Genomic DNA, 26,760 nt, shown 5'->3' with positions numbered 1-26,760 from the left:
GTCGGTCAACCGTCACTGCCCGACACGGTCACTCCCGATCGCGGTCACTCGCGAGCCGCGCCGCTCGGCTTAGGCACGGCGCGCGCGCTGCGGCTATGGGCGGCAGGACCGAGTCACCGGGCGCAGGGGGGCGGCGCCGCGGGGACGAGCAGCTTGTCAGTCCCCTTCGGGACGAAGAACGAGACGATGGTCGTGGTGGTCGTCGTGCCGGTGTTGCGAGCCTTGCCGCGCTCGCCGGGCCTCTCGACGAAAGCCTCCCCAACCTTGAACGTGTGGCGAGCGCACTTGTCGTTGGTGAAGGTCAGGCTCCCGGAGGTGACCGTCGCGACGACCGGTCCCGGGTGCGTGTGCCAGTCGATGGTGGTGCCTGGCGCGAAGGTGAGACGAAGGGTGACGACATCCATCGCCCGGTGAGCCTCCAGCTCGATGCCCTTGGCCTCGGCCTCGAACGGCTTGGCCACCGTGCCACGCGACAACAGCTCCATGACGACGGGAGGCGGTGCAGCGGCCGGGGCGGCCGTCCCGATCGACGAGGCCGGACTGACCGCCTCGGCCCCCATCAGGGGGAACAAGGTGGTCAAGACCGCGGCGGTGAGAACGCGACGCTGGTTCGGGTGGTGCGTCATGGCAACTCCCACAAGGTGCAGAGCCGACCGTTCCGCCTGTGGCAAGCCGCCACGCGGTAGAGGCCACTCGGTGCTGGCCACGCCGACACCGGCCCTCGGCTCGAACCTTTCACGCTATGGACCGGCCGCGTCGGCGGTCAAGTGACGAGCGCGGATCCGACTCGAGCGCGCAGTCGGGCGGCGTCAGCCAGCGCCAGCCAGCGCCAGCCACCCGCGAGGCCCCTGGCACAGGGACGGCACAGGCACGGGACAGTTCGGGCAGGGCCCGGCCGGTCAGACTGTTCGCGAGGAGGGGCCGCATCGGGGTCCCCGGAGGAAAGGTCACCCATGAGCCCGAACCCAGCCGGCGAAGACCACGACCGCGGACTGCTCTTCGACGTGCACACGCTCCTCGATCGGCGCCGGGCACTCGCGCTCTTCGGCGGGCTCGGCGTCGTCGGCGCGCTCACGGCCTGCAGCGGCGGCGACACCACCGCAGGCGGTGCACCGTCGGGCGCGTCCTCCTCCTCGGGCGCGACGAGTGCGGGAACGACTGCGGGAACGAGCGCGGGAGCGAGCGCGGGAACGAGCGCGGCGACGGGTGCCGCCACCTCCGAGGCGGCCCTCGCGGAAGCGCCCGACGAGACCGCCGGGCCCTATCCGGGCGACGGGTCCAACGGCCAGAACGTCCTCGACGACTCCGGAATCGTGCGTCAGGACATCCGCACCAGCTACGGCACGTCGACGACGAAGGCCGAGGGGGTCCCGCTGACGATCCGGCTGACGGTCAAGGCGCTCGCCACGAGCCAGGCCATGGTGGGCGCCGCCGTCTACCTCTGGCACTGCGACCGTGACGGCAACTACTCGCTCTACTCCAGTGGCGTCGAGGGGGAGAACTACCTTCGCGGGGTTCAGGTGACCGACGGCTCCGGCACGGCGACGTTCACCTCGATCTTCCCGGCGTGCTATCCCGGCCGCTGGCCGCACATCCACTTCGAGGTCTATGGCACGGTCGCCGACGCCACCTCGAGCGGGCCCATCGTCAAGACCTCCCAGATCGCGCTGCCGCAGGCGGCCTGCGACGCGGTCTATGCGACCCCGGGCTACGAACGCAGCGTCCAGACCCTCGCGCGGCTCAGCCTGGAGAGCGACAACGTGTTCGGCGACGACGGGGGCGTGCACCAGCTCGCGACGATGTCCGGCGGTGTGACGAGCGGGTATGCGGCGGCCCTCACCTTAGGCGTCTGAGACACCGACTGCAGTGGATTCTCTTCACAGCCTGGAGGTGGCTGGCAGGCGGTGGCCCTGGCGAATATGCGGATCTGGCGGATCTGTCGGATCAACCGGCGGATCAGCTGGCGTTCGGTGTCGTCAGGGCAGCACCGTCAGCCAGTTGATCTGCCAGTTGATGGGCGGGGGCGGCCGACCGGATCAACTGGCGGATCTACTGGCGGATCAGCTGGCGTTCGGTGTCGTCAGGGCAGCACCGTCTGCCAGTTGATCTGCCAGTTGATGGGCCGGGGCGGCAGCGGACCCCAGCCGGCAGGACCGCAGTCGACGGAGGTCACCGAGCCGGCCGAGTGGCAGCCCGCAGGGGGTGACGCCGGCACCGCGATTCCGCGATCGGCCGGGCGCGCCGATAGACTCCTGCGCGATCCCCCCGACGAGAACCCCCCCCGTCCGGCGTGCCTCCGGCACCGGACGCGGCATACGAAAGTGGACTGGTGTGGCTACGACCAACGACCTGAAGAACGGCATGGTGCTCAACATCGACGGACAGCTGTGGTCCGTCGTCGAGTTCCAGCACGTCAAGCCCGGCAAGGGTCCGGCCTTCGTGCGCACCAAGCTCAAGGCGGTGCTGTCCGGCAAGGTCGTCGACAAGACCTTCAACGCGGGCACCAAGGTCGAGACCGCCAACGTCGACAAGCGCACCATGCAGTACCTCTACAAGGACGGCAGCGACTTCGTCTTCATGGACACCGACACCTACGACCAGCTGCACGTGGCCGAGGACGTCGTGGGCACCGCCGCGGGCTACCTGCTCGAGAACCAGAACGCCATCGTCGCCACGCACGACGGGGTGCCGCTCTACGTCGAGCTGCCCGCCTCGGTCGTCCTCGAGATCAGCCACACCGAGCCGGGCCTGCAGGGCGACCGCTCGACCGGCGGCACGAAGCCGGCCACGCTCGAGACCGGCGCGCAGATCCAGGTGCCGCTCTTCCTCGAGACCGGCACGAGGGTCAAGGTCGACACCCGTGACGGCTCCTACCTCGGCCGAGTCAACGACTGATCGGCGACTGATCCCCTTGGCCGCCCGCACCAAGGCCCGGACCCGGGCCCTCGACATCCTCTTCGAGGCCGACCAGCGAGGCCTCAACGCCGAGACGCTGCTCGACGAGCGCCTCGGCGACCCCGAGTCGCGCGCGGCGAACAACCCCTACACCGCGGTGCTCGTGCGCGGCGTCGTGTCCCGGTGGAACGACATCAACTCGGCCCTCACCGACTACAGCCAGGGCTGGACCCTGGGGCGGATGCCCGCGGTCGACCGGGCCATCCTGCGGCTCGGCGCGTGGGAGATCCTCTGGAACGACGAGATCCCCGATCCCGTCGCCATCTCGGAGGCCGTCGCGCTCGCGACGGAGCTGTCGACCGACGAGTCGCCGGCTTTCGTCAACGGCCTGCTCGGCCGGCTCTCCGAGGTCAAGGCCACCATCGTCTGACCGTATGCCGCCGAGCCGGCGCGGGCGGCATACGGTGACGTCGTGAGCGCCCGCCTCCTCGTCGTCCACCACACGCCGTCGCCGGCGACGCGGGAGGTGCTCGAAGCGGTGCTCGAGGGCACCCGTGCCGAGGGGATCGAGGGGGTCGACGTCGACGTCCACCCGGCCCTGTCGGCCACGGCCAGCGACCTGCTCGCCGCCGACGGCCTCCTCCTCGGGACGCCGGCCAACATCGGCTACATGTCGGGGGCGCTGAAGCACTTCTTCGACACCGTCTACTACCCGAGCCTCGGCGCGCAGCGCGGGCTGCCCTACGGCTACTGGGTCCACGGCAACAACGACACCGAGGGCGCGAGCCGCGCGATCGAGTCGATCGCCCACGCCCTCGGCTGGATGCGGTCGGCGCCGCCGCTGCTCGTCACCGGCCCGGTCGACAGGCACGTGCGGGAGGCGGCGTTCGAGCTGGGCGGCACCCTCGCGGCACGGGTCATGGACTGACGCCGCGCGGCAGCAGCCGGGCGCCGGGTTGGCGAGCTGGGCGGGAAGGTGGGGCCGCGAGCCAGCGGCATCGTGGCTCATTCGGCCCAAAGCGCCACCAACCGGAGGCCGCAGAAGGTCACGGATTTGTCACGGCCGTCCGCCCCCGCCTACCGTGGGAGCCGCTCCTGCCGCCCCCCGAAGCGAGATCCCGATGACGCCACTGCTCGCGCGCGCCCCCCGGCTCGCGGCCGCGACCCTGTCCGCCGCACTCCTCGGTGGCGTCGGTGTGGCCCTTCCCGCGTCGCCCGCGTCCGCAGCGTCCTCGGCGGCCTACACCTATCCGGCCGACCCGGGCCGGGGGTTCATCTACCTCGAGTGTGGCGACTTCGTCGCGTGGAGGCTGGGGCTGACCTGGCGCTCCTTCGGCTTCCCGAGCGGGCGGGGCGGGGCGGTGGACTGGAAGGCCTATGCCGGCAACATCGGCCGGGTCGCGACGTCGACGCCGTCGGTGGGCGACATCGCCTGGTGGGCGCGTGGGCACGTCGCGCTGGTCACGGCGGTGGCACCGGACGGCTCCGTGACGATCGAGGAGTTCAACGGGCCGCGCTACCACGCCTACTCGGTGCGCTCCGGCATGCGCGCCGACTCCTACCTGCACCGCAAGGGCGCCCCCGTGCGGTCGGGTGCGTCGCCCAAGCCTGCGACCTCCACGCCCGCGCCGGGGCCGGGGAGCTCGCGTGGGGCGAGCCCCGTCGACCCGCGGTCCACCGTGGCACCGGAGCGCGCGTCGCGCAGCGCCTCCCGTCAGCCGGTGCGCGTGGCGCCGGCGCCGGTCGTGGCCCTCGGCGCGTCGAAGGCCTGGCTGCGGGTCGGGCGCAGCGCGCAGCTCGGCGGCACGGTGCGAGACGCCCCCGACGGGGCGGTCGTCGTCGTGCAGCGCAGCGCTGCCCCGGGTGCCGGCACCGGCTGGACCAGCGTCGCTCGCCTCACCCCGGCGGGCGACCGGTCGTTCACGTACACCGTCGTCGCCACCGACCGGACCGACTACGGCTGGCGGGCGGTCATGGTCGACCGGGCCGGTGCGGTCGTCGCGGTCTCGCCGTGGTCGGGCATCACCGTCCTCTGACGCCATGCCGACCCGCCGGTCCCGGTCCTGCGGGCCACCGCGACGGCATACGGCTGCCCTGGCGGGCCCTGGCTGCGCGGGAGGGCGTGGGCTGTCGGTGCGCCGACAGGTCGCACCCGAGAGCGCGGTCCCACGCCCTGCCCACAGCCCCAGCCGCGCCCGGGCGGCTTCGCTCACGAGCCGGACCGGCGGCGGAGCCCCTGCGTGACCTCGGCTAGACTCTGGCCCGACCGACATCCTTTAACCACCGTCCCGTGAGGCGGGGAAGGAGGTCCAGCGGCTGTGACCTGCCCTGACCTGAGCGCACCGGCCCCCTCGTCCGACACCCCTCCCGACGCGCGCGACGTCATGAGCGCCGACGACATCTCCCGAGCCCTGCGCCGCATCGGCCACGAGATCCTCGAGCGCAACCGCGGGAGCGAGGACCTCGTCCTGCTCGGCATCCCGTCGCGGGGCGTCCCGCTCGCCCGCCGCCTCGGCGCTGCCATCGAGAGCGTCGAGCAGGTGGCCGTGCCGGTGGGCGCGCTCGACGTGACGCTGCACCGCGACGACCTGCGGCGCCACCCCGTCCGCACCGCCCAGCGCACCAGCGTCCCCGACGGCGGCATCGACGACAAGGTCGTCGTCCTCGTCGACGACGTCCTCTACTCCGGGCGCACCATCCGGGCGGCGCTCGACGCCCTGTCCGAGCTCGGCCGGCCACGGGCGGTGCGGCTCGCGGTCCTCGTCGACCGCGGGCACCGGGAGCTGCCGATCCGGGCCGACCACGTCGGCAAGAACCTGCCGACCTCCCGGGGAGAGCGGGTGCACGTCCGCGTCGCCGAGCTCGACGGGCTCGACGTCGTGCGGATCAGCGGGGGAGAGACCCGATGACCCGGCACCTTCTCTCCGCCGCCGACCTCGACCGGCACGACGTCGAGGACATTCTCGCCAGCGCGGCCTCGATGCACGACCTGCAACGCCGGGAGGTCAAGAAGGTGCCGACGCTGCGGGGGCGGACCATCATCAACTTCTTCTTCGAGGACTCCACGCGGACCCGGTCGTCGTTCGAGATCGCCGGGAAGTGGATGTCCGCCGACACCATCAACCTCTCCGCCAAGGGGTCCTCGACCTCCAAGGGCGAGAGCCTGCGCGACACGGCGATGACCGTCGACGCCATGGCGGTGGACGCACTCGTCATCCGGCACCACGCCTCGGGCGCCTGCCACCAGGTGGCGCAGTGGGTGCGGGCCAGCGTCATCAACGCCGGCGACGGGACCCACGAGCACCCCACGCAGGCGCTCCTCGACGCCTACACCCTGCGCACCCGCCTGCACGACCTGGAGGGCCGGCACGTCGTCATCGTCGGCGACCTGACCCACTCGCGCGTGTTCCGGTCCAACGCCATCCTCCTGCGCACGCTCGGCGCCAAGGTCACCGTCGTCGCGCCCCCCACCCTCATGCCGAGCGGCATCGACACGTGGAGCGCGGCGGAGGGCTTCGCGACGAGCTGGGACCTCGACGCGGTCCTCTTCGGTGCGGAGCCGGTCGACGCGGTCATGACGCTGCGCGTGCAGCGGGAGCGGATGACCGGCGGCTACTTCCCGACGGCTCGGGAGTACACCGTCTGCTACGGCCTGACCCGCGATCGGCTCGCCCGCCTCGTGGCCCGCAACCCCGACGTGCTCGTGATGCACCCCGGCCCCATGAACCGGGGCCTGGAGATCGCCGCCGACGCGGCCGACGCCCCGCAGTCGGTCGTCCTCGACCAGGTCTCGGCCGGGGTGGCTGTGCGGATGGCCGTCCTCTACCACCTGCTCGCGGGCGACGACACCGAAGGAGCAGCCCGGTGACCGATGTCCTTGGCCCCACCGTGATCCGCGGATCCCGGATCCTCGGCGGCGAGGCCGCCGACATCCTCGTCGCGGACGGCGTCATCCGCGAGGTCGGCACCGTGAGCGCACCCGCGGGCGCGACCGTCCTCGACGCGGACGGCCTGGTCGCCCTGCCGGGCCTCGTCGACCTGCACGTCCACCTGCGCGAACCGGGTCGGGAGGACGCCGAGACGATTGCGACCGGCTCCGCCGCCGCCGCGGCGGGAGGCTTCACCGCGGTCTTCGCCATGGCCAACACGAGTCCCGTCACGGACACCGCCGAGGCGGCGGAGCGGGTGCTGGATCTCGGCGCGGCCTGCGGGCTCGTCGACGTCGTGCCGGTCGGCGCGGTGACCAAGGGTCTGGGCGGCACGGAGCTGGCCGAGCTCGGCCTCATGGCGCGCTCGCGGGCGCGGGTCCGGGTCTTCTCCGACGACGGCACGTGCGTCTCGGACGCCCGGATCATGCGCCGTGCGCTCGAATACCTCAAGCCCTTCGGCGGGGTGCTCTCGCAGCACGCCCAGGACCCCCGGCTCGCCGACCGCGCGGCGTGCTGTCATGAGGGCGAGCTCTCCGGGCGGCTCGGCCTGCCCGGCTGGCCGAGCGTCGCCGAGGAGTCCATCGTCGCCCGCGACGTGCTGCTCGCGCGGCATACGGGCTCCCGACTCCACGTCGCCCACGTGTCCACGGCGGGGACTGTCGAGGTCCTGCGCTGGGCCAAGGCGCGGGGCATCGACGTCACCGCCGAGGTGACCCCGCACCACCTCGCCCTCACGACGGACCTGCTCGCCGGCTACGACCCCGTCTACAAGGTGAACCCGCCGCTACGGCCCCGCGAGGACGTCGAGGCCCTGCGCGCCGCGCTCGCCGACGGCACGATCGACGCGGTCGCCACGGACCACGCCCCGCACGCACGGCACGACAAGGAGCATGCCTTCGTCGACGCCGCCTTCGGCATGCTCGGCCTCGAGACGGCGCTCGGCGTCGTGAGCGAGCTGCTCGTGCGCCCCGGACTCCTCGGCTGGGCCGACGTCGCCCGGGTCATGTCGAGCACGCCGGCACGGATCGGGGGCCTGACCGACCACGGCCGGCCCGTCGCCCCCGGCAGCCCGGCCAACCTCACCCTCGTGGACCCCGACGGCGCGGTCACCGTCGACGCGAGCACGAGCCGCAGCCTGTCGCGCAACAACCCGTGGCACGGGCGCACCTTCCGGGGCGCCGTGCACACGACGGTCCTGCGCGGGCGGGTCACCTACTCGACAGATATCTCGCCGACCACGCACCAACCCCAGATGGAGAGCGCCCTGTGACGCCGCACGTCCCCACCCAGCACCACCGGAGCCGCGCCACCCTCGTCCTCGAGGACGGCCGAGCCTTCCGCGGCTCGTCATACGGCGCGGTCGGCGAGACCGTCGGCGAGGCGGTCTTCTCGACCGGCATGACCGGCTACCAGGAGACGCTGACCGACCCCAGCTACCGGCGCCAGGTCGTCGTCATGACCGCCCCGCACGTCGGCAACACCGGCGTCAACCCCGAGGACGCCGAGTCCTCCCGGATCTGGGTGGCCGGCTACGTCGTGCGCGACCCCGCCCTCCGCTCGTCGAGCTGGCGGGCCACCCGGGAGCTCGAGGACGAGCTGCGCGACCAGGGCGTCGTCGGGATCTGCGACGTCGACACCCGCGCCCTGACCCGCCACCTGCGTGAGCGCGGAGCCATGCGGGTCGGCATCTTCAGCGGCGCCGCGGCCGACCGGCCGGACGAGCAGCTGCTCTCGATCGTGCGAGAGGCGCCCCTCATGGAGGGCGCGGCCCTCGCCGAGGAGGTCACCACGCCGCAGGCCTACGTCGTGCCGGCCGTCGGCGAGCGGCGGTTCACCGTGGCGGCGCTCGACCTCGGGATCAAGTGGATGACCCCGCAGCTGCTGGCCCGGCGGGGGATCGAGGTGCACGTGCTGCCGGCGACCGCCAGCTTCGCCGACATCCAGGCGGTCGGGGAGGCCGGGCCGGACGGCGTCTTCTTCTCCAACGGGCCGGGCGACCCGGCCGCCGCAGACCCGCAGATCGCGCTGCTCCGGCAGGTGCTGGAGGCACGGATCCCCTTCTTCGGCATCTGCTTCGGCAACCAGCTGCTCGGCCGGGCGCTCGGGTTCGGCACGTACAAGCTGAAGTACGGCCACCGCGGGATCAACCAGCCGGTGCTCGACCGCGCCACGGGGAAGGTCGAGGTGACCGCGCACAACCACGGCTTCGCCATCGAGTGGCCAGGTGCGCCGTCCTTCGCGCCGCGCGACACGGCATACGGGCGGGTGCGCGTCTCCCACGTGTGCCTCAACGACGACGTCGTCGAAGGGCTGGAATGCCTTGACGTGCCGGCCTATTCGGTGCAGTACCACCCGGAGGCCGCGGCAGGCCCGCACGACGCGGCCTATCTGTTCGACCGGTTCGTCGACCTGATGACGACGAAGCACTCCATGAACAAGCAGGGAGCGAATGCCTGATGCCCAAGCGCAGTGACATCAAGAGCGTCCTCGTCATCGGGTCCGGCCCGATCGTCATCGGCCAGGCCGTCGAGTTCGACTACTCGGGCACGCAGGCCTGCCGGGTCCTGCGCGAGGAAGGCATCCGCGTCGTCCTCGTCAACAGCAACCCGGCGACGATCATGACCGACCCCGAGTTCGCCGACGCGACCTACGTGGAGCCGATCACGCCCGAGGTCGTCGAGGCCATCATCGCCAAGGAGCGCCCGGACGCCGTGCTCGCGACGCTGGGCGGCCAGACCGCGCTCAACTGCGCCATCGCGCTGCACGAGGCGGGCGTGCTCGAGAAGTACGACTGCCCCCTCATCGGGGCGAGCGTCGAGGCGATCCAGCTCGGCGAGGACCGCGAGAAGTTCAAGGGCGTCGTGGAGCGGTGCGGCGCGGAGTCCGCCCGGTCCATCATCTGCCACACCATGGACGAGTGCCTCGCGGCCGCCGAGGAGCTGCGCTACCCCGTGGTCGTCCGGCCCTCCTTCACGATGGGCGGGCTCGGTTCGGGCTTCGCCTACGACGCGGCCGACCTGCGCCGCATCGCCGGCGCGGGACTGCAGTACTCCCCGACGACCGAGGTCCTCCTCGAGGAGTCCATCCTCGGGTGGAAGGAGTACGAGCTCGAGGTCATGCGCGACCACCGCGACAACGTCGTGGTCGTCTGCTCCATCGAGAACCTCGACCCGATGGGCGTGCACACCGGTGACTCCATCACGGTGGCCCCGGCCCTCACCCTCACCGACCGGGAGTACCAGCGGCTGCGGGACATCGGCATCGCCGTCATCCGCGAGGTGGGTGTCGAGACCGGCGGCTGCAACATCCAGTTCGCGGTCAACCCCGTCGACGGCCGCGTCATCGTCATCGAGATGAACCCCCGAGTGTCGCGGTCGAGCGCCCTCGCCTCCAAGGCGACCGGCTTCCCCATCGCGAAGATCGCCGCGAAGATGGCCATCGGCTACACGCTCGACGAGGTGCCCAACGACATCACCCGCGAGACGCCGGCCAGCTTCGAGCCGACGCTCGACTACGTCGTCGTCAAGGTGCCACGCTTCGCCTTCGAGAAGTTCCCCGCCGCCGACCCCACGCTCACGACGACGATGAAGTCCGTCGGTGAGGCCATGTCGATCGGCCGCAACTTCACCGAGGCCCTGCAGAAGGCCCTTCGCTCCCTGGAGAAGAGGGGCGCGAGCTTCCACTGGGACGGCGAGATCACGAAGCCAGCAGCCGAACGCCTTCTCGCAGAGGCCAAGACGCCCACCGACGGGCGGATCGTGTTGGTGCAGCAGGCGCTCCGTGCCGGTTTTAGCGTCGAGGCGGTCCACGAGGCGACCGGCATCGACCCGTGGTTCCTCGACCAGATCCAGCTCGTCAACGACGTGGCGACGACGCTGGCCGACGCTCCAGAGCTCACGTCCGACCTCCTGCGCCTCGGCAAGCGGCACGGGTTCAGCGACGCCCAGATCGCGTCACTGCGCCGTATGCCGGAAGCCGTGGTCCGGGGCGTGCGCCACGCCCTCGGGGTGCGGCCGGTCTACAAGACTGTCGACACGTGCGCCGCGGAGTTCGCCGCGCGGACGCCCTACCACTACTCCACCTACGACGAGGAGACGGAGGTCGAGCCCCGGGACCGCCCCGCGGTCATCATCCTCGGCTCGGGCCCCAACCGCATCGGCCAGGGCGTGGAGTTCGACTACTCCTGCGTGCACGCCTCGTATGCCCTGCGGGACAAGGGGTTCGACACCGTCATGGTGAACTGCAACCCCGAGACGGTGTCGACCGACTACGACACGAGCAGCCGCCTCTACTTCGAGCCGCTCACCCTCGAGGACGTCCTCGAGGTGATCCACGCCGAGACACAGGCCGGTCCGATCGCCGGCGTGATCGTGCAGCTCGGCGGCCAGACGCCGCTCGGGCTCGCCCAGGCGCTGGCCGACCAGGGGGTGCCCATCGTGGGCACGTCGCCCGCCGCGATCCACCTCGCGGAGGACCGGGGGGCCTTCGGCCACCTGCTCGCCCGCGCGGGCCTCGTCGCACCCAAGCACGGCACGGCATACACCGCCGAGGAGGCGCTCGAGGTGGCGAGGGGCATCGGCTACCCGGTCCTCGTGCGGCCGTCCTACGTGCTCGGCGGCCGGGGGATGGTCATCGTCTACGACGACGACTCGCTCGTCACCTACGTGGAGCGGGCCACCGAGGCCTCACCCGAGCACCCGGTGCTCATCGACCGCTTCCTCGACGACGCCATCGAGATCGACGTGGACGCGCTCTTCGACGGCGAGGACATGTATCTCGGGGGGATCATGGAGCACGTCGAGGAGGCCGGGATCCACTCAGGTGACAGCGCGTGCACCCTGCCTCCGGCGACGCTGGGGGACGCCGAGCTCGACCGGGTCCGGGCCGCCACGCGCCAGCTCGCCGAGGGCATCGGGGTGCGGGGGCTGATGAACGTGCAGTTCGCGCTCGCCCAGGACATCCTCTACGTCATCGAGGCCAACCCGCGGGCCAGCCGCACGGTGCCCTTCGTGGCCAAGGCGACCGGCGTGCCGCTCGCGAGCGCCGCCGCGCGCGTCATGCTGGGGGCCACCATCGCCGAGCTGCGGGCCGAGGGGATGCTGCCGCCGTCCGGCGACGGCGGCGCGCTGCCCGACCACGCGCCCATCTCGTGCAAGGAGGCGGTGCTGCCCTTCAAGCGCTTCCGGACCCGGGAGGGCATCGCGGTCGACTCCCTCCTCGGCCCCGAGATGCGCTCCACGGGCGAGGTGATGGGGATCGACAAGGACTTCGGGTCGGCGTTCTCCAAGACGCAACAGGCCATCGGAGGCGGGCTGCCGCGGTCGGGCGCCATCTTCGTGTCGGTCGCCAACCGCGACAAGCGGGCCATGATCTTCCCCGTCAAGCGGCTCGTCGAGCTCGGCTTCACGATCCTCGCCACGACGGGCACCGCCGCCGTCCTGCGGCGTAACGGCATCGAGGCGACGGTCGTGCGCAAGCTCACTCAGCGCACCGGTGACGCCCAGGGGGCCGAGAAGTCGATCGTCGACCTCATCTCCGACGGCAGCGTCCAGATGGTCGTCAACACCCCGTCGGGGCCGCACGCGCGGGCCGACGGCTACGCCATCCGCGCGGCCACGACGAGCGCGGACCTGCCGATCATCACGACGATCGCGACCCTGGCTGCCGCGGTGCTCGGCATCGAGGCGCAGCTGACCGAGGAGGTGCGGGTCACGTCCCTGCAGGACCACGCCCGCCACCTCGACCTCTACGGGCGCGCCACGGGGGCGGTGGCCCCGTGACCGCCGAGGCGGCGCGGGAGCGCCGGACGCAGGAGCCCCGGGCGCAGGAGCCCCGGGCGCGGGAGCCCCGGGCGCGGGTCACCAAGGAGGTGGCGGAGGTCATCGCGACCCGTCGGGTCGGCGCCTACCAGCACCTGACCCTCGTCGCCCCGGGCGTGGCCGAGCTGGCCCGCGCGGGCCAGTTCGTGGCCCTCGCCGTCGGCGGCGAGTCCTCGGCCCACTTGCTGCGACGCTCCTTCTCCATCCACAAGGTGACGCCGAGCGGCACCTACGGCGGCACCGTCGAGGTCATCGTCTCGGCGGTCGGTCCGGGGACCCGCTGGCTGACCGGCCTGCAGCCGCACCAGCAGGTCGACGTCGTCGGACCCCTCGGCCGGGCCTTCCCGCTGCCCAAGGAGCCGGTCCCGTGCGTCCTCGTCGGCGGCGGCTACGGCAGCGCGCCCCTCTTCTGGCTCGCCGGCGAGCTGCGGGAGCGCGGCTGCCCCGTGGAGATGGTCCTCGGGGCCGCGAGCGAGGACCGGCTCTTCGGCGTCGTGGAGGCCCGGCGCACCAGCGACGGCGTGACCGTGACGACCGACGACGGGTCCGCGGGCCTGCGGGGCTGGGTCAGCGACGTCCTGCCCGGGATCCTCGAGAGGACCGCCGCCCGGGTCGTCTACGGCTGCGGACCGATGGGCATGCTCTCCTCGATCACGACGATCGCCGGCGCGCACGGCGCCGTGGCGCAGGTGGCCGTGGAGGAGTCCATGGCGTGCGGGGTGGGCGTGTGCATGACGTGCGTCATGCCGGTTGTCGGCGACGACGGGGCCACGCGGATGGTCCGGTCCTGCGTGGAGGGGCCGGTGTTCCGGGGCGACCGGGTGCGCTGGGAGGCCTTCGACGCCGGCTACTGCCGCGTGCCGACCGACGCCGTCGGCGCGCCGCGGGAGGCGGGCCACTGATGGTCGACATGTCGGTCCGCCTCGGCGGCTTCACCCTGCCCAACCCGCTCATGACGGCCTCGGGCTGCGCCGCCAACGGCAAGGAGCTGCACCGCTTCTTCGACGTGTGCGAGCTGGGCGCCTTCGTCACCAAGTCCGTCATGGCCGAGCCGCGCTCGGGGCGGGGCACCCCCCGCATGGCCGAGACGCCGTCGGGGATGCTCAACTCGATCGGGCTGCAGGGTCCCGGCATCGACGCCTTCGTAGCGGACGACCTGCCGTGGCTGGCCGCCCGCGGAGCCCGGGTCCTGCCGTCCATCGCTGGTGGGTCGAGCACCGAGTTCGCCTCCGTCGCGGCGACGCTCCGGCGCAGCAGCGCCTTCGCCAGCGTCGTCGGCGTCGAGGTCAACATCTCGTGCCCCAACGTCGCCAACCGCGGGCTGGTCTTCGCCACCGACCCGCTCGCGTCCGCCAAGGTCATCGCCCTCGTCCGGGAGCAGCTGCCCCGCGAGGTGCCGGTCTTCGCCAAGCTGAGCCCCGACGTCACGGACATCTGCGCCGTCGCGTCGGCGTGCGTCAAGGCCGGCGCGGACGGCCTGACGATGATCAACACGCTGCTCGGCATGGCCATCGACACCGACCGGATGCGGCCGCAGCTGGCCGGGCTCACCGGGGGCCTGTCCGGACCGGGCATCCGCCCCATCGCCGTGCGCGCGGTCTGGCAGGTCCGGCAGGCCATGTTCGAGGGCCGCATCCCCACCGTCCCGATCATCGGGGTCGGCGGCGTGCGCACTGGCCGGGACGCGCTCGAGCTCGTCGCGGCCGGCGCGAGCGCGGTGCAGGTCGGCACGGCCACCTTCGCCGACCCGCTGGCCCCGGTCCGCGTCCGCGACGAGCTCGAGGCGCTGCTGGAGGCGCGGGGGTATGCCGCCCTCGCCGACGCGGTCGCGGCCGCGCACCGCGGATGAGGGCGACGTTCGGGGCGCGGCTGCGCCTGGCCATGGCCGCCCACGGTCCGCTCTGCGTCGGGATCGACCCGCACCGCAGCCTGCTCGACGCCTGGGGGCTACCCCAGGACACGACGGGGCTGGAGCGCTTCGCCATGACGTGCGTCGAGGCCTTCGCCGGGCAGGTGGCCGCGGTCAAGCCGCAGTCGGCGTTCTTCGAGGTCTTCGGCTCGGCGGGGGTGGCGGTCCTCGAGCGGGTGCTGCGCGAGCTGGCCGCCGCCGGCACGCTGAGCATCCTCGACGTGAAGCGCGGGGACATCGGGACGACGATGGCGGCATACGCCGAGGCCTTCCTCGGTCCGGACGCCCCTGCGGCCGCGGACGCCATCACGCTCAGCCCGTTTCTCGGCTACGAGTCGCTGCGGCCGGCCCTCGACCTCGCGCAGGAGGCGGGCCGCGGGGTCTTCGTGCTCACGCTGACCTCGAACCCCGAGGGCGCGCAGGTCCAGCACGCGCTCCGCGACGGCCGGGCCGTGGCCGGCACCGTCGTCGACGGGGCCACCGTCGACAACGCCCCCGCCCGGGAGGAAGGCGAGCTCGGCAGCGTCGGGCTCGTCATCGGGGCCACCGTGGGCACCGCCGTGACCGACCTCGGTCTCGACCTCGTCACCGCGAACGCGCCGATCCTCGCCCCCGGCGTCGGCGCGCAGGGCGGCAGCGCCGCGAACCTCGACGAGGTCTTCGGCGCGGCGCGCGGGCAGGTCCTCGCCTCCTCCAGCCGCGAGGTCCTCGCCGCCGGGCCATCCGTGCGGGCCCTCACCGACCACGCCCGTCGGCTGGCCGACTCGCTGCGCGCCTGACGCCCACGGGCCGCACGTGCGCCGGAAGTGCGCTGCGCCGCCCCGTTTGCGACCCGGTCCGCCGGGTCGCTAGGTTCGGCGGAAACGCCCAGCCCACCCGAGGAGAACACCGCCGTGGCCCTTCCCCCGCTCACTCCGGAGCAACGCGCAGCCGCCCTGGAGAAGGCTGCCGCGGCGCGCCGGGAGCGGGCCGCCGTCAAGAACCGGCTCAAGTACTCCAGCGGGTCGCTCGCCGAGGTCATCGAGGACGGCAAGTCCGACGCGGTCATCGGCAAGATGAAGGTCACCGAGCTGCTCGAGTCCATGCCCGGGGTGGGGCGGGTGCGGGCCAAGGCCATCATGGCCGAGGTCGGGATCGCGGAGTCCCGCCGGGTGCGTGGGCTGGGGGCCAACCAGATCGCGGCGCTGCTGCAGCGGTTCGAGCGGCCGTGACGCCCGAGTCGGGCCGCCTCACCGTCCTGGCCGGCCCGACGGCGGTCGGCAAGGGCACCATCGCGGCCTACGTCCGCACGCACTTCCCGGGGGTGTGGTTCTCCGTCTCGATGACGACCCGCAGGCCCCGTCCGGGGGAGGTGGACGGCGTGCACTACCACTTCGTCGACGACCAGGAGTTCGACCGGCTCGTCGCCGCCGGCCAGTTCCTCGAGCACGCGGTCGTGCACGGCACGGCGCAGTACGGCACGCCCCGCGGCCCCGTGGAGCGAGCCCTGCGCGAGGGCAAGGACGCGCTGCTCGAGATCGACCTGCAGGGTGCGCGGCAGGTGCGCGAGACGATGCCGGAGGCGCTCTTCGTCTTCCTCGAGCCCCCGAGCTGGGACGAGCTCGTGCGCCGGCTGGTCGGCCGTGGCACGGAGGACGGCGACGAGCGCGAGCGTCGCCTCGCCACCGCGCGGGAGGAGCTGGCGAGCCGGCGCGAGTTCGACGCGGTCGTCGTCAACGACGACGTTCGTCGGGCCAGCGAGGAACTCGTATCATTGATGAGATCGGGACGCACCCTCCGGTGAGTTCCCGCTTACGTGTGCCCCTCGGGAGCACGCCACCCAGCGACGACGAGACGAAACGAGACGACGTGTCCGGAACGAAGGCTGCCCCCATCGGCATCACCCGCCCGCCGATCGACGACCTGCTCAAGGCGGCGGACAGCAAGTACGCCCTCGTGATCTACGCCGCCAAGCGCGCCCGGCAGATCAACGCCTACTACTCCCAGCTGCAGGAGGGCCTGCTCGACTACGTCGGCCCGCTCGTCGAGACCGAGGTCTCGGAGAAGCCGCTGTCGATCGCCTTGCGCGAGATCGACGAGGGCCTGCTGACCGCCGAGCCGACCGAGGCCTGAGCGCCCCATGCGGGTCGTCCTCGGCGTGAGCGGTGGGATCGCGGCCTACAAGGCCTGCTCGCTGCTGCGGCTCTTCACCGAGAACGGCCACGACGTCACCGTCGTGCCGACCGCGGCCGCCCTCGAGTTCGTCGGGGCGCCGACGTGGGCGGCCCTGTCCGGCAAACCGGTGAGCACCGACGTGTGGACCTCCGTGCACGAGGTGCCGCACGTGCGGATCGGGCAGTCGGCCGACCTCGTCGTCGTCGCCCCCGCCACGGCCGACGTGCTCGCCAAGGCCGCCCACGGCCTCGCCGACGACCTGCTGACCAACACGCTCCTCACCGCCCGCTGCCCGGTGGTGTTCGCCCCCGCGATGCACACGGAGATGTGGGAGCACCCGGCCACCCGCGCCAACGTCGCCACCCTGCGCGGGCGCGGCTGCCACGTCATCGAGCCGGCCGAGGGCCGGCTGACGGGCGTCGACACCGGCCGGGGCCGCCTGCCCGAGCCCGGCGAGCTGTATGCCGCGAGCCTGGCGGTCGTGTCCGCCGAGTCGAGCAAGGCCCCGCTGCACGGGCGCACCGTCGTCGTCTCGGCGGGGGGCACCCGGGAGGCGCTCGACCCGGTGCGCTACCTCGGCAACCGCTCCTCCGGCAAGCAGGGCCTCGCGCTCGCCCGGGTCGCGGCGGCCCGCGGCGCGCGCGTCGTGCTCGTCGCCGCCAACGTCGCCCTCGACCTGCCCCGCGACGTCGAGGTGGTCCGGGTCGAGAGCACCCTGGAGCTGCAGGAGGCCGTCGAGAAGGCGGCCGTCGGCGCCGACGCCGTCATCATGGCGGCCGCGCCCGCGGACTTCCGGCCCGCGGCGGTCAGCCCGAGCAAGATCAAGAAGTCCAGCGGCCCCGGCTCCGGCCTGCGCCTCGAGCTCGTCGAGAACCCCGACATCGTCAAGGGCCTCGTCGCGGCCCGCGGAGCCGCGACGAGGCCGGTCATCGTCAGCTTCGCGGCCGAGACCGGCGACGCCACCGGGTCGGTCATGGACCACGCCCGTGCCAAGTTCGCGCGCAAGGGCAGCGACCTGCAGGTCGTCAACGAGGTCGGCGCCGACCGGACCTTCGGGGCCGACGACAACACGGTGCACCTGCTGCGGCGCGACACCGACGAGGTCCGCACGGTCGGGCCGGCGGCCAAGGAGGCGGTCGCCGCCGCCGTGCTGGACGTCGTGCAGGACCTGCTCGCCTGACGACTAGACTTCCGCACGGCTCATCGCCGAGCGCGAAACACGCCGACCGCGACCACCCAGGAGACCAAGTGTCCGCACGTCTGTTCACGTCCGAGTCCGTCACGGAGGGACACCCCGACAAGATCTGTGACCAGATCAGCGACTCGATCCTCGACGCGATGCTGGCCCAGGACCCGCAGGCCCGGGTGGCGGTCGAGACGATGGTGACGACCGGCCTCGTCCACGTGGCGGGCGAGGTGTCCACGACGAGCTACGTCGAGATCCCCGCGCTCGTGCGCGAGACGATCCTCGAGGTGGGCTACGACGGCTCCCAGAAGGGCTTCGACGGCCGCACGTGCGGCGTGTCGATCTCCATCGGTGCCCAGTCGCCGGACATCGCCCAGGGCGTCGACACCGCGCACGAGAACCGGATGGGCGGGGTCGACCCCCTCGACAAGCAGGGCGCCGGCGACCAGGGCCTGATGTTCGGCTATGCGTGCGACGACACCGCCGAGCTGATGCCGCTGCCGATCTTCCTCGCGCACCGGCTCGCCGAGCGGCTGACCCAGGTGCGCAAGAACGAGGAGCTGGCCTACCTGCGGCCCGACGGCAAGACCCAGGTGACCATCGCCTTCGAGGGGGACCGGGCCGTGCGGCTCGACACCGTCGTGCTGTCGACCCAGCATGCCCCCGACATCTCCCTCGAGGGCCTGCTGGAGCCGGACATCCGCCAGCACGTCATCGATCCGGTCCTGGCCGAGCTGCGCGACAGCGGCACCGACCTCGACGTGTCGGCGTACCGGGCGCTGATCAACCCCACCGGCCGCTTCGAGATCGGCGGTCCCATGGGTGACGCCGGCCTCACCGGGCGCAAGATCATCGTCGACACCTACGGCGGGATGGCCCGCCACGGTGGCGGCGCCTTCTCCGGCAAGGACCCGAGCAAGGTCGACCGGTCCGGCGCCTACGCGATGCGCTGGGTGGCCAAGAACGTCGTCGCCGCCGGTCTCGCGCGCCGGTGCGAGGTGCAGGTCGCCTACGCCATCGGCAAGGCGCAGCCGGTCGGGCTCTACATCGAGACGTTCGGCACCGAGACCGTGCCGGTCGACAAGATCCAGGACGCGATCGGGATGGTCTTCGACCTGCGGCCGGCCGCCATCGTCGATGCGCTCGACCTCCTGCGGCCCATCTACAAGCCGACGGCGGCATACGGCCACTTCGGGCGCACCAAGGCCGACGGCGTCGAGAACCCGTTCACGTGGGAGCGCACCGACCGCGTGGAGGCGCTGCAGTCGGCTGTCTCCGGCTGACGCTAGGTTGCGTCGCGTGAGCGACGACCCCCCCACGACACCCGAGCAGCGACCGGTCGAGCGACCGGTCGCTGCCGTGGTCGTGGAGACGCCGCTCGCGCACCTCGACCGCGTCTTCGAGTATGCCGTGCCCGCCGACCTCGCCGACGCCGCCGTGCCCGGGGCCCGGGTCCGCGTCCGCTTCGCGGGCCGCGACCTCGACGGCTTCGTCGTCGAGCGCCGCGCCGAGGCCGAGCACGCCGGCCGGCTCACCCCGCTGCGCCGGGTGGTCAGCCCCGAGCCGGTCCTCACCGCGGAAGTGCTGCGCCTCTGCCGCGCGGTGGCGTCGCGGTATGCCGGCACGCTGAGCGACGTGCTGCGGCTGGCCGTCCCCAAGCGGCACGCCACCGCCGAGCGCGCCCTGGCCCTGGAGCCGCCGGCTCGCGAGCCCGTGTCCGCCCCGCCGTCCGGGCCGTGGGACGACTACCCCGCCGGGGCGGCCTGGCTGCGGCGGGTCGCGGCCGGGCAGGCGCCCGCGGCGGCGTGGTCGGCGCTGCCCACCCGTGGGCCGGGGCGGGACTGGCCCGCGGCCTTCGCGGTCGCCGCCGCGACCGCACTCTCGGCGGGTCGGGGAGCCGTGCTCGTCGTGCCGGACCACCGCGACGTCGAGCGGCTCGACCGCGCCCTGAGGGAGCTGCTCGGTCCCGACCGGCACGTCCGGCTCACGGCCGACCAGGGCCCGCAGGCCCGCTACACCGCCTGGCTCAAGGTGCTGCGTGGCCACGCCCGCGTGGCCATCGGCACCCGGGCCGCGGCCTTCGCGCCCGTGCGCGACCTGGGCCTGGTCGCCTGGTGGGACGACGGTGACGACCTGCTGTCCGAGCCCCGCGCGCCGTATCACCACGCGGGGGTGGTCCTCGGCCTGAGGGCCGCACAGAGCGGGGCGGCCCTGCTCGCCGGTGGCTTCGTGCGCAGCCTGCGGACCCAGCTGGAGGTGGAGGCCGGGCGTCTCGTGCCGGTCGAGGCCGAGCCCGCCACGGTGCGGGCCGCCGCGCCGGCGGTCGCCGTCGCCGGCGAGGGACTCGACGAGGAGCGCGACGGCGCGGCCGCCCGGGCGCACCTGCCCTCGCGGGCGTGGCGGGTCGCCAAGGACGCCCTGCGTGAGGGGCCGGTCCTCGTGCAGGTCCCGCGGCGCGGCTACCTGCCGGCGCTGCGCTGCGCGGAGTGCCGGGCCCCGGTGCGGTGCGAGCGGTGCCGGGGGCCGGTGGCCCTCGGGTCGAGCTCGGCCACGCCGTCGTGCCGGTGGTGCGGGCTCGCTCTGGCCGCCGGGCAGTTCGAGTGCCGGTCCTGCGGGTCGCGCCGGGTCCGCTCGTCCGTCGTGGGGGCCCGGCGGACCGCGGAGGAGGTCGGGCGGGCGTTTCCCGGCGTGCCCGTCCACACCTCCGGCTCCGGCGAGGTGCTGCCCTCGGTGGGGCCTGAGCCGGCGCTCGTCATCGCCACCCCGGGGGCCGAGCCCACCGCCGAGCGGGGCTACTGCGCCGTGCTGCTGCTCGACGCGTGGGCGAGCCTCGACCTGCCCGTCCTCGACGCGCCCCTGGAGTCCCTGCGCCGCTGGGCCGCGGCCGCCGCCCTCGTCCGGCCTGGCCGGTCCGTCGTCCTCTGCGGGGTGCCCGACGCCGTGGCGCTTCCGCCGGTCGAGGCCGCCGTGCGCTGGGACCCGGCGTGGCTGGCCGAGCGGGAGCTCGCCGAGCGGCGCGAGCTCGACCTGCCGCCCGCCGTCCGGATGGCCCAGCTGACCGGCTCCCGCCACGCCCTCGCCGGGGCGATCGAGCAGCTCGACCTGCCCGCCGGGGCGCAGCTGCTCGGGCCGATGCCGCTGCCTGACCCGGGGCGTGCGGTCGACGGGGCCGGCGCCGCCGACCGGCACGCCCTGGTCCGCATCGACCTGCGACGCCAGGCCGAGCTGACCCGGGCGCTCGTGGCGCTCAAGGCCACCCGCTCGGCGCGCAAGGAGCCCGACGTGGTGGGAGTCCGCGTCGACCCGCTCGACAGCTGGTGAGCGCCGCGCCGCCGCGCCGCCGCGCCGCCGCGCCGCCGCGCGGCTGCGCGGCCGCGCAGAGGGGCGCGAGCCGCCGTGGGCCTCAGCGGTCCAGGCAGGTGCAGACGCAGGCCTTGTTGCCCTCCGGGTCGGCGAGGACGACGAAGGACGGGGCCTGGGCGTCGTCGACCACCCGGCCGCCCGCCGCGACCGCAGCGGCGATCCGCTCCTCGGCCACGTCGTGCGCCACCCACAGGTCGACGTGGAAGCGCTGCCGCGGCGTGTCGTGAGCGTCCGTGTGCTGGAACCACAGGAGGGGCACGCGGCCACCGGGGTCACGGACGTCGTCGCCGTCGAGAGCGTCGGCGCTCCCCGTGAGCAGGGCGGCCCAGAAGGGACCGACGGCCGCGACGTCCGCGGTGTCGAGCGCGAGCTCCGCCTCGGCGACGGCGCTCGGCTCGGGCCGGATGCCCTGCTCGCGGGCGATGTCGCTGATCCGCCGGGCCAGTCGGAGGTCGCGCTGCGTGATCCCGGACGCGTCGTGGCTGAACAGCCGCACGTCCACGTAGGGATAGGTCAACGTCACGTCGGGATGGTGGTTGGCCTCCTCGGCGGCAGCGCCGACCGCGGTGACGAACCGCAGGCCCGTGGCGAAGTCGCCGGTCCGGAACCGGGCGTGGAGGGCCTGGGCGAGCTTGCGCCAGTCGTCGAGGTGGGCGTCGAGGATCTGCGTGATCGAGAGCGTCTCCATGCCGCCAGTATGTCGGGCGTGCCCTCGTCGGCGTCAGTGACAGAGTGGGGCGCATGACCGGCCGCGAGCTCGACATCGTCCTCTTCGGCGCCACCGGCTTCGTGGGGGCGCTCACCGCGGCGCACCTCGCGCGCGAAGCCGGGCCCGACGTCAGGGTCGCCCTCGCCGGCCGCTCCCGCGCCAGGCTGGAGTCGGTGCGGGCCGGCCTCGGCGCGTCCACGGACGGCTGGGAGCTGGTGGAGGTGGACGCCACGGACGCCTCCGGCCTGAGGAAGCTCGCGGCGCGCACGACGGTGCTCGCGTCCACCGTCGGGCCGTATGCCGTCCACGGCAGGGAGGTCGTGCGCGCGTGTGCCGAAGCGGGCACGGCATACGCCGACCTCACGGGCGAGGTGCTCTTCGTGCGCTGGTCGCTCGACGAGGTCGACGCCCGGGCCCGGGAGACGGGTGCCCGCATCGTGCACGCCTGCGGGTTCGACTCGATCCCCTCGGACCTCGGGGTGCTGCTGCTGGCGCGCCGGGCGGCGGCGGACGGCGAGGGGACGCTCGGGGAGACGACCCTGCGCGTGCGGTCCCTGCGCGGTGGGCTGAGCGGCGGCACCATCGACTCCGGGCGCCAGCAGGCGATCGCCGCGCGGGCCGACCCGTCGGCGCGCGCGGTCCTCGCCGACCCCTACGGCCTCAGCCCCCGCCGAGCCGAGGAGCCGCCCTCCGGCCGGGAAGGGCCCACCGGGGTGCGGGGCCGCCTGCGCACCCGCCTGCCCGTCGAGCGCGACCCACGCACGGGCCGCTGGTCCGGCCCGTTCCTCATGGCCTCCTTCAACACGCGGATCGTGCGCCTGTCCAACACGCTGAGCGGCTGGTCCTACGGCCGCGGCCTGCGCTACCGGGAGGCGACGGACTTCGGGTCCAGCCCGGTCTCGCCGCTGCTCGCGGCGGGCATGGCCATCGGGCTCGGCGGCGTGCTCACGGGACTGTCCATCCGGCCCACCCGGGCCGTGCTCGACCGCGTCCTGCCGAGGCCCGGGCAGGGGCCGGACGCCGCCACACGGGCCGCCGGCCGGTTCCGGATGGAGATCGAGACGACGACGACGAGCGGCGCCCGCTACCTCGCCCGGGTCGGCGCCGACTACGACCCCGGTTATGACGGCACGGCGGTGATGCTCGGCCAGAGCGCCCTCTGCCTCGCCCGTGACGGCGCCGCGACGCCCGCCCGGGCGGGCGTCCTCACACCGGCCACGGCGATGGGCGAGCCGCTCGTGGCGCGGCTGCGGGCGCAGGGTTTCACCTTCGAGGTGAGCCGCACGGCGTGACGGCCTCGACCCCGGGCGGGGCGTCGCGGATGCAGACGACGACCTAGACTGGCGCCGCAGGTGCCGCCGCACGCCGACCGCCGCGTGCCACCCGCGTCCCCCCAGGAGCAAGCCGCCCGTGTCGATCCAGGCCATCCGACTCTTCGGAGACCCGGTGCTGCGCACCCCCGCCGCCGAGGTCGTCGACTTCGACAAGGAGCTGCGGGTCCTCGTCAAGGACCTGCAGGACACGATGCTCGACGCGCCCGGCGCGGGACTCGCCGCGCCGCAGATCGGCGTCGGGCTGCGGGTGTTCACCTACTTCGTCGACGACGTCGTCGGGCACCTCGTCAACCCGGTCCTCGACCTCTCCGAGGAGGAGCAGGACGGCCCTGAGGGGTGCCTCAGCCTGCCGGGCCTGGCCTTCGACACGAAGCGGGCGCTCTCGGTCGTCGCCAAGGGGCACAACATGTGGGGCGAACCGGTCGTGCTCGAGGGCAGCGAGCTGCTCGCCCGGTGCGTCCAGCACGAGACCGACCACCTCGACGGCATCCTCTTCATCGACCGGCTGGACACCGAGACGCGCAAGGCCGCGATGCGGGCCATCCGCGCGGCCGACTGGGCCGGGGAACGGCCCCCGACCGTCCGGGTCAGCCCGCACTCGACCTTCGGCCTGGGGATGTGACGGTGCGCCTGGTCTTCGCCGGTACCCCCGAGGTCGCGCTGCCCAGCCTCGACGCGCTCGTCGCCTCCGACCACGAGGTCGTGGCGGTGGTCACCCGTCCCGATGCCCCCGCCGGACGGGGGCGTCGGCTCGAGCCGTCACCGGTGCGCGTGCGGGCCGGCGAGCACGGGCTGCCGGTGCTGGCGCCCGCGTCGGTCAGGGACGCCGGCTTCCTCGACGAGCTGCGGCGGCTGCGGCCCGACGCGTGCCCGGTCGTCGCCTACGGCAACCTCGTGCCGCCGGACGCCCTCGAGATCCCGCCCCACGGGTGGGTCAACCTGCACTTCTCCCTCCTGCCCGCGTGGCGGGGCGCGGCGCCGGTGCAGCACGCCATCCTGGCCGGCGACGAGGTGACCGGTGCCAGTACCTTCCGGCTGGAGGCTGGCCTCGACACGGGCCCCGTCTTCGGGGTGCTCACCGAGTCGATCCGACCGTGCGACACCGCGGGCGACCTGCTCGGCCGGCTGGCCGGGGCGGGTGCCGGGCTCCTCGTCGCCACCCTCGACGGCATCGAGGCGGGCCGCCTCGTGGCGCAGCCGCAACCGGCCGAAGGCGTCTCGCACGCTCCCAAGCTCACGACGGAGGACGCCCGGGTCCGCTGGGAGCACCCTGCCCTCTCCGTCGACCGGCGGGTGCGGGCCTGCACCCCAAGTCCCGGAGCCTGGACGACGTTCCGTGGGCAGCGCCTCGGTATCGGCCCGGTCGCCGTCGTCCCGGCCGACGAGCTCGCCGGAGCCCTCGGCGACGCGACCTGGCCCGGCGACGCGGCCTGGCCCGGCGACGCGACCGGGCTCGCCGCCGGCCGGCTGGCCTGCACCAAGCACGCCGTCTTCGTCGGCACGGGGTCGACGCCCGTCCGGCTCGGCACGGTCAGGCCGCACGGCAGGAGGGCCATGCCCGCGGAGGACTGGGCCCGAGGCGTGCGGATCGAGCCGGGGGAGAAGGTCGGCGATGAGTGACGCGGGAGGACCGGCCCACCGGGGCGGTGGGTCCGGGGAGGGCCGGGACCGACACGGGCGCCAGCGTCCCCCGGCGCGCCGGCACGCGGCGCACCACCGGTCCGCGACCCGTCCGGCGGAGCGAGCCCGCCGGACCGACGCGGCGCGGCTCACGGCATACACCGCGATGCGGGAGATCGAGGGCGGCGCCTACGCCAACCTCGCGCTGCCAAGGCTCCTGCGCGAGCAGCGGGTCACCGGGCGGGACGCGGGCTTCGTCACGGAGCTCGTCTACGGCGCGACACGCCTGCGGCGGCTCTATGACGCCATCGTGTCCGAGGCGGCGGCCCGGCCGCTCGACCGGATCGACGGCCGGGTCCTCGACACGCTGCGCCTCGGCACGCACCAGCTGCTCGGCATGCGGGTGCCTCCGCACGCCGCCGTCGACGAGACCGTGGCGCTCGCCCGCCAGGTCAACGGGGCCGGAGCCGCCGGCTTCGTCAACGCCGTCCTGCGCCGGGTGAGCGAGCGCCCGCTCGACCAGTGGCTCGACGTCGTCGCGGCCGCGGCGCTCGACCCGGTCGACGCCCTTGCCACGCGCACGTCGCACCCAACGTGGGTGGTCAAGGCCCTGCGGGCCGCGCTGCTCGGCCACGGCACCGCCGGGCCGGCCGACGTCGAGGACCACCTGGCCCGCCTGCTCGAGGCCGACAACACGCCCGCCAAGGTCTCCCTCGTCGCCCGACCGGGCCTCTCGACCGTCGCCGAGCTGGTCGCGGCCGGTGCGACCGCGTCGGTGGTCAGCCCGGTGGGGGCCGTTCTCACCGAAGGCGATCCGGGTGCCATACCGGCCGTGCGGGAGGGTCGGGCCGCCGTGCAGGACGAGGGCTCCCAGCTCCTGGCGCTCGCCCTCGCGGCGGCGCGCGTCGACGCCGAGGCAGGGGAGCGGTGGGTCGACCTCTGCGCGGGCCCCGGCGGCAAGGCCGGTCTGCTGGCCGGACTCGCGGTCGAGCGGCGAATTCCCTTCGTGGCCAACGAGATCTCCGAGCACCGCACCCAGCTCGTACGCCAGACGCTCCATGCGGCCAGGCACGCGGCCGAGGCTGCCGGCACGCCCCTGGAGGTGCGCACCGGCGACGGTCGCGACGTCGGGGTCGACGAGCCGGCGGCATACACCAGGGTCCTCATCGACGCCCCCTGCACCGGCCTCGGGGCGCTGCGGCGGAGGCCGGAGGCGCGCTGGCGCCGCGGGCCCGGCGACGTGGCGGCTCTCGCCGGCCTTCAGCGGGAGCTGCTCGCGGCGGGCATCGAGGCCACCGCGCCCGGGGGAGTGGTCGGCTACGCCACGTGCAGCCCGCACCTGAACGAGACCCGGTTCGTCGTGCAGGACGTGATGAGGAACCGTGACGACGTCGAGCTCGTCGACGCCCGTGATCTCTTCGTCGACGCCGCCGGTATGCCGTTGGGCGGGCTCGGCGACGGGCCGTTCGTGCAGCTGTGGCCCCACGTGCACGGCACCGACGCGATGTTCTTCGCGCTCCTGCGCCGTCGCTGACGCGGCGCGCGAGAGCGGTCAGCGTGACCGGGGCGGCGTTGGCGACTCCCACTTCTCGGGCGCGGGGCCAACCCGGCTCGGGCCGGGCGGCTGCACGTCGTGGTGCGCGCGCCCCCGGCTGGGAGTCGTCCGAGGGGCGGTCGCAGCACGTTCGACGTCACGTCACTTCGCCCAGATAGACGCACCAACGATACGGCCCGCACATCGCGAGCTTCGAGAGTCTGGCGTTACGGAGCGTGACTTGCGTTTGGGTGCAGGTCGCCACGGAAGCGACAACTCGCCGCCCCAGTTGGTCGGCGCTCACCATA

The 26,760-nt window shown here is 73.7% G+C and carries 25 protein-coding genes; 23 read left to right on the top strand and 2 right to left on the bottom strand.

Annotated elements, in window-relative coordinates; genetic code table 11:
* Positions 1 to 113: 113 nt before the first annotated feature.
* On the bottom strand, positions 114 to 626 hold the full coding sequence (locus tag VFJ94_RS13370; protein ID WP_325004711.1) for a cupin domain-containing protein: 513 nt from the start codon (positions 624 to 626) through the stop codon (positions 114 to 116).
* Between the two features lie 327 nt (positions 627 to 953).
* On the opposite strand from VFJ94_RS13370, the gene VFJ94_RS13365 reads away from it, so the two are divergent.
* The 19 genes from VFJ94_RS13365 (at position 954) to VFJ94_RS13275 (ending at position 21,213) form a co-directional block, all read left to right on the top strand.
* Complete coding sequence (locus tag VFJ94_RS13365) at positions 954 to 1,853, top strand: intradiol ring-cleavage dioxygenase (protein ID WP_325004710.1); 900 nt, start codon at positions 954 to 956, stop codon at positions 1,851 to 1,853.
* Between the two features lie 478 nt (positions 1,854 to 2,331).
* Positions 2,332 to 2,895 carry an elongation factor P gene (efp, locus tag VFJ94_RS13360; RefSeq protein ID WP_325004709.1) on the top strand — a complete coding sequence of 188 codons (564 nt, stop codon included), beginning with the start codon at positions 2,332 to 2,334 and terminating at the stop codon, positions 2,893 to 2,895.
* A 16-nt stretch (positions 2,896 to 2,911) separates the two neighbouring features.
* Positions 2,912 to 3,325 carry a transcription antitermination factor NusB gene (gene nusB / locus VFJ94_RS13355; RefSeq protein WP_325004708.1) on the top strand — a complete coding sequence of 138 codons (414 nt, stop codon included), beginning with the start codon at positions 2,912 to 2,914 and terminating at the stop codon, positions 3,323 to 3,325.
* A gap of 42 nt (positions 3,326 to 3,367) precedes the next feature.
* Positions 3,368 to 3,823: an NAD(P)H-dependent oxidoreductase gene (locus tag VFJ94_RS13350; protein ID WP_325004707.1), complete on the top strand. Its 456-nt coding sequence runs from the start codon at positions 3,368 to 3,370 to the stop codon at positions 3,821 to 3,823.
* Positions 3,824 to 4,016: 193 nt separating this feature from the next.
* Complete coding sequence (locus VFJ94_RS13345; protein ID WP_325004706.1) at positions 4,017 to 4,931, top strand: CHAP domain-containing protein; 915 nt, start codon at positions 4,017 to 4,019, stop codon at positions 4,929 to 4,931.
* A gap of 348 nt (positions 4,932 to 5,279) precedes the next feature.
* Positions 5,280 to 5,804 (top strand): bifunctional pyr operon transcriptional regulator/uracil phosphoribosyltransferase PyrR, encoded by a 525-nt coding sequence (gene pyrR / locus VFJ94_RS13340; RefSeq protein WP_325004731.1) that lies wholly within the window; start codon positions 5,280 to 5,282, stop codon positions 5,802 to 5,804.
* The gene (locus VFJ94_RS13335) at positions 5,801 to 6,763 is read left to right on the top strand and encodes an aspartate carbamoyltransferase catalytic subunit (protein ID WP_325004705.1); all 963 of its coding nucleotides are present in this window, start codon (positions 5,801 to 5,803) and stop codon (positions 6,761 to 6,763) included. The genes pyrR and VFJ94_RS13335 overlap by 4 nt, the downstream gene beginning before the upstream one ends.
* The gene (locus tag VFJ94_RS13330; protein WP_325004704.1) at positions 6,760 to 8,094 is read left to right on the top strand and encodes a dihydroorotase; all 1,335 of its coding nucleotides are present in this window, start codon (positions 6,760 to 6,762) and stop codon (positions 8,092 to 8,094) included. The genes VFJ94_RS13335 and VFJ94_RS13330 overlap by 4 nt, the downstream gene beginning before the upstream one ends.
* Entirely contained in the window at positions 8,091 to 9,281 is a 1,191-nt protein-coding gene (gene carA / locus VFJ94_RS13325; protein WP_325004703.1) for a glutamine-hydrolyzing carbamoyl-phosphate synthase small subunit, read from the top strand. The genes VFJ94_RS13330 and carA overlap by 4 nt, the downstream gene beginning before the upstream one ends.
* Positions 9,281 to 12,604 (top strand): carbamoyl-phosphate synthase large subunit, encoded by a 3,324-nt coding sequence (gene carB, locus VFJ94_RS13320; RefSeq protein ID WP_325004702.1) that lies wholly within the window; start codon positions 9,281 to 9,283, stop codon positions 12,602 to 12,604. The genes carA and carB overlap by 1 nt, the downstream gene beginning before the upstream one ends.
* Before the next feature lie 89 nt (positions 12,605 to 12,693).
* Complete coding sequence (locus VFJ94_RS13315; RefSeq protein ID WP_325004730.1) at positions 12,694 to 13,545, top strand: dihydroorotate dehydrogenase electron transfer subunit; 852 nt, start codon at positions 12,694 to 12,696, stop codon at positions 13,543 to 13,545.
* Entirely contained in the window at positions 13,545 to 14,492 is a 948-nt protein-coding gene (locus VFJ94_RS13310) for a dihydroorotate dehydrogenase (protein ID WP_325004701.1), read from the top strand. The genes VFJ94_RS13315 and VFJ94_RS13310 overlap by 1 nt, the downstream gene beginning before the upstream one ends.
* A complete protein-coding gene (pyrF, locus tag VFJ94_RS13305; protein ID WP_325004700.1) occupies positions 14,489 to 15,331 on the top strand; it encodes an orotidine-5'-phosphate decarboxylase in 843 nt (280 codons plus the stop codon). Before VFJ94_RS13310 ends, pyrF begins: the two co-directional genes overlap by 4 nt.
* A 114-nt stretch (positions 15,332 to 15,445) precedes the next feature.
* Positions 15,446 to 15,763 carry an integration host factor, actinobacterial type gene (gene mihF, locus VFJ94_RS13300; RefSeq protein ID WP_325004699.1) on the top strand — a complete coding sequence of 106 codons (318 nt, stop codon included), beginning with the start codon at positions 15,446 to 15,448 and terminating at the stop codon, positions 15,761 to 15,763.
* Positions 15,760 to 16,335 carry a guanylate kinase gene (gmk, locus tag VFJ94_RS13295; RefSeq protein WP_325004698.1) on the top strand — a complete coding sequence of 192 codons (576 nt, stop codon included), beginning with the start codon at positions 15,760 to 15,762 and terminating at the stop codon, positions 16,333 to 16,335. Before mihF ends, gmk begins: the two co-directional genes overlap by 4 nt.
* A 65-nt stretch (positions 16,336 to 16,400) precedes the next feature.
* Positions 16,401 to 16,664 carry a DNA-directed RNA polymerase subunit omega gene (rpoZ, locus tag VFJ94_RS13290; protein ID WP_325004697.1) on the top strand — a complete coding sequence of 88 codons (264 nt, stop codon included), beginning with the start codon at positions 16,401 to 16,403 and terminating at the stop codon, positions 16,662 to 16,664.
* 7 nt (positions 16,665 to 16,671) lie between these two features.
* Complete coding sequence (gene coaBC, locus VFJ94_RS13285) at positions 16,672 to 17,886, top strand: bifunctional phosphopantothenoylcysteine decarboxylase/phosphopantothenate--cysteine ligase CoaBC (RefSeq protein WP_325004696.1); 1,215 nt, start codon at positions 16,672 to 16,674, stop codon at positions 17,884 to 17,886.
* Between the two features lie 68 nt (positions 17,887 to 17,954).
* A complete protein-coding gene (gene metK / locus VFJ94_RS13280; protein ID WP_325004695.1) occupies positions 17,955 to 19,175 on the top strand; it encodes a methionine adenosyltransferase in 1,221 nt (406 codons plus the stop codon).
* 16 nt (positions 19,176 to 19,191) lie between these two features.
* The gene (locus VFJ94_RS13275) at positions 19,192 to 21,213 is read left to right on the top strand and encodes a primosomal protein N' (RefSeq protein WP_325004694.1); all 2,022 of its coding nucleotides are present in this window, start codon (positions 19,192 to 19,194) and stop codon (positions 21,211 to 21,213) included.
* An 82-nt stretch (positions 21,214 to 21,295) separates the two neighbouring features.
* On the opposite strand, the gene VFJ94_RS13270 is transcribed toward VFJ94_RS13275, so the two are convergent.
* Positions 21,296 to 21,943 (bottom strand): 4a-hydroxytetrahydrobiopterin dehydratase, encoded by a 648-nt coding sequence (locus VFJ94_RS13270; protein WP_325004693.1) that lies wholly within the window; start codon positions 21,941 to 21,943, stop codon positions 21,296 to 21,298.
* 53 nt (positions 21,944 to 21,996) lie between these two features.
* Between VFJ94_RS13270 and VFJ94_RS13265 the strand changes: the two genes are divergently transcribed.
* The 4 genes from VFJ94_RS13265 to VFJ94_RS13250 all read left to right on the top strand — a co-directional run bounded on the left by VFJ94_RS13265 (position 21,997) and on the right by VFJ94_RS13250 (position 26,452).
* Positions 21,997 to 23,256: a saccharopine dehydrogenase family protein gene (locus VFJ94_RS13265; protein ID WP_325004692.1), complete on the top strand. Its 1,260-nt coding sequence runs from the start codon at positions 21,997 to 21,999 to the stop codon at positions 23,254 to 23,256.
* A gap of 118 nt (positions 23,257 to 23,374) precedes the next feature.
* Positions 23,375 to 23,920: a peptide deformylase gene (def, locus tag VFJ94_RS13260; RefSeq protein WP_325004691.1), complete on the top strand. Its 546-nt coding sequence runs from the start codon at positions 23,375 to 23,377 to the stop codon at positions 23,918 to 23,920.
* Between the two features lie 2 nt (positions 23,921 to 23,922).
* Positions 23,923 to 24,918, top strand: coding sequence for a methionyl-tRNA formyltransferase (gene fmt, locus VFJ94_RS13255; protein WP_325004729.1), 996 nt, complete (start codon positions 23,923 to 23,925; stop codon positions 24,916 to 24,918).
* The gene (locus VFJ94_RS13250; RefSeq protein WP_325004690.1) at positions 24,911 to 26,452 is read left to right on the top strand and encodes an RsmB/NOP family class I SAM-dependent RNA methyltransferase; all 1,542 of its coding nucleotides are present in this window, start codon (positions 24,911 to 24,913) and stop codon (positions 26,450 to 26,452) included. The genes fmt and VFJ94_RS13250 overlap by 8 nt, the downstream gene beginning before the upstream one ends.
* Positions 26,453 to 26,760 lie beyond the last annotated feature (308 nt).

Origin of the sequence: Intrasporangium sp., from assembly GCF_035688975.1 — a bacterium.
GTDB lineage: Bacteria > Actinomycetota > Actinomycetes > Actinomycetales > Dermatophilaceae > CALMNV01.
The sequence above is the reverse complement of the archived record's forward strand: the minus strand, read 5'-3'. Positions and strand labels throughout refer to the sequence as shown.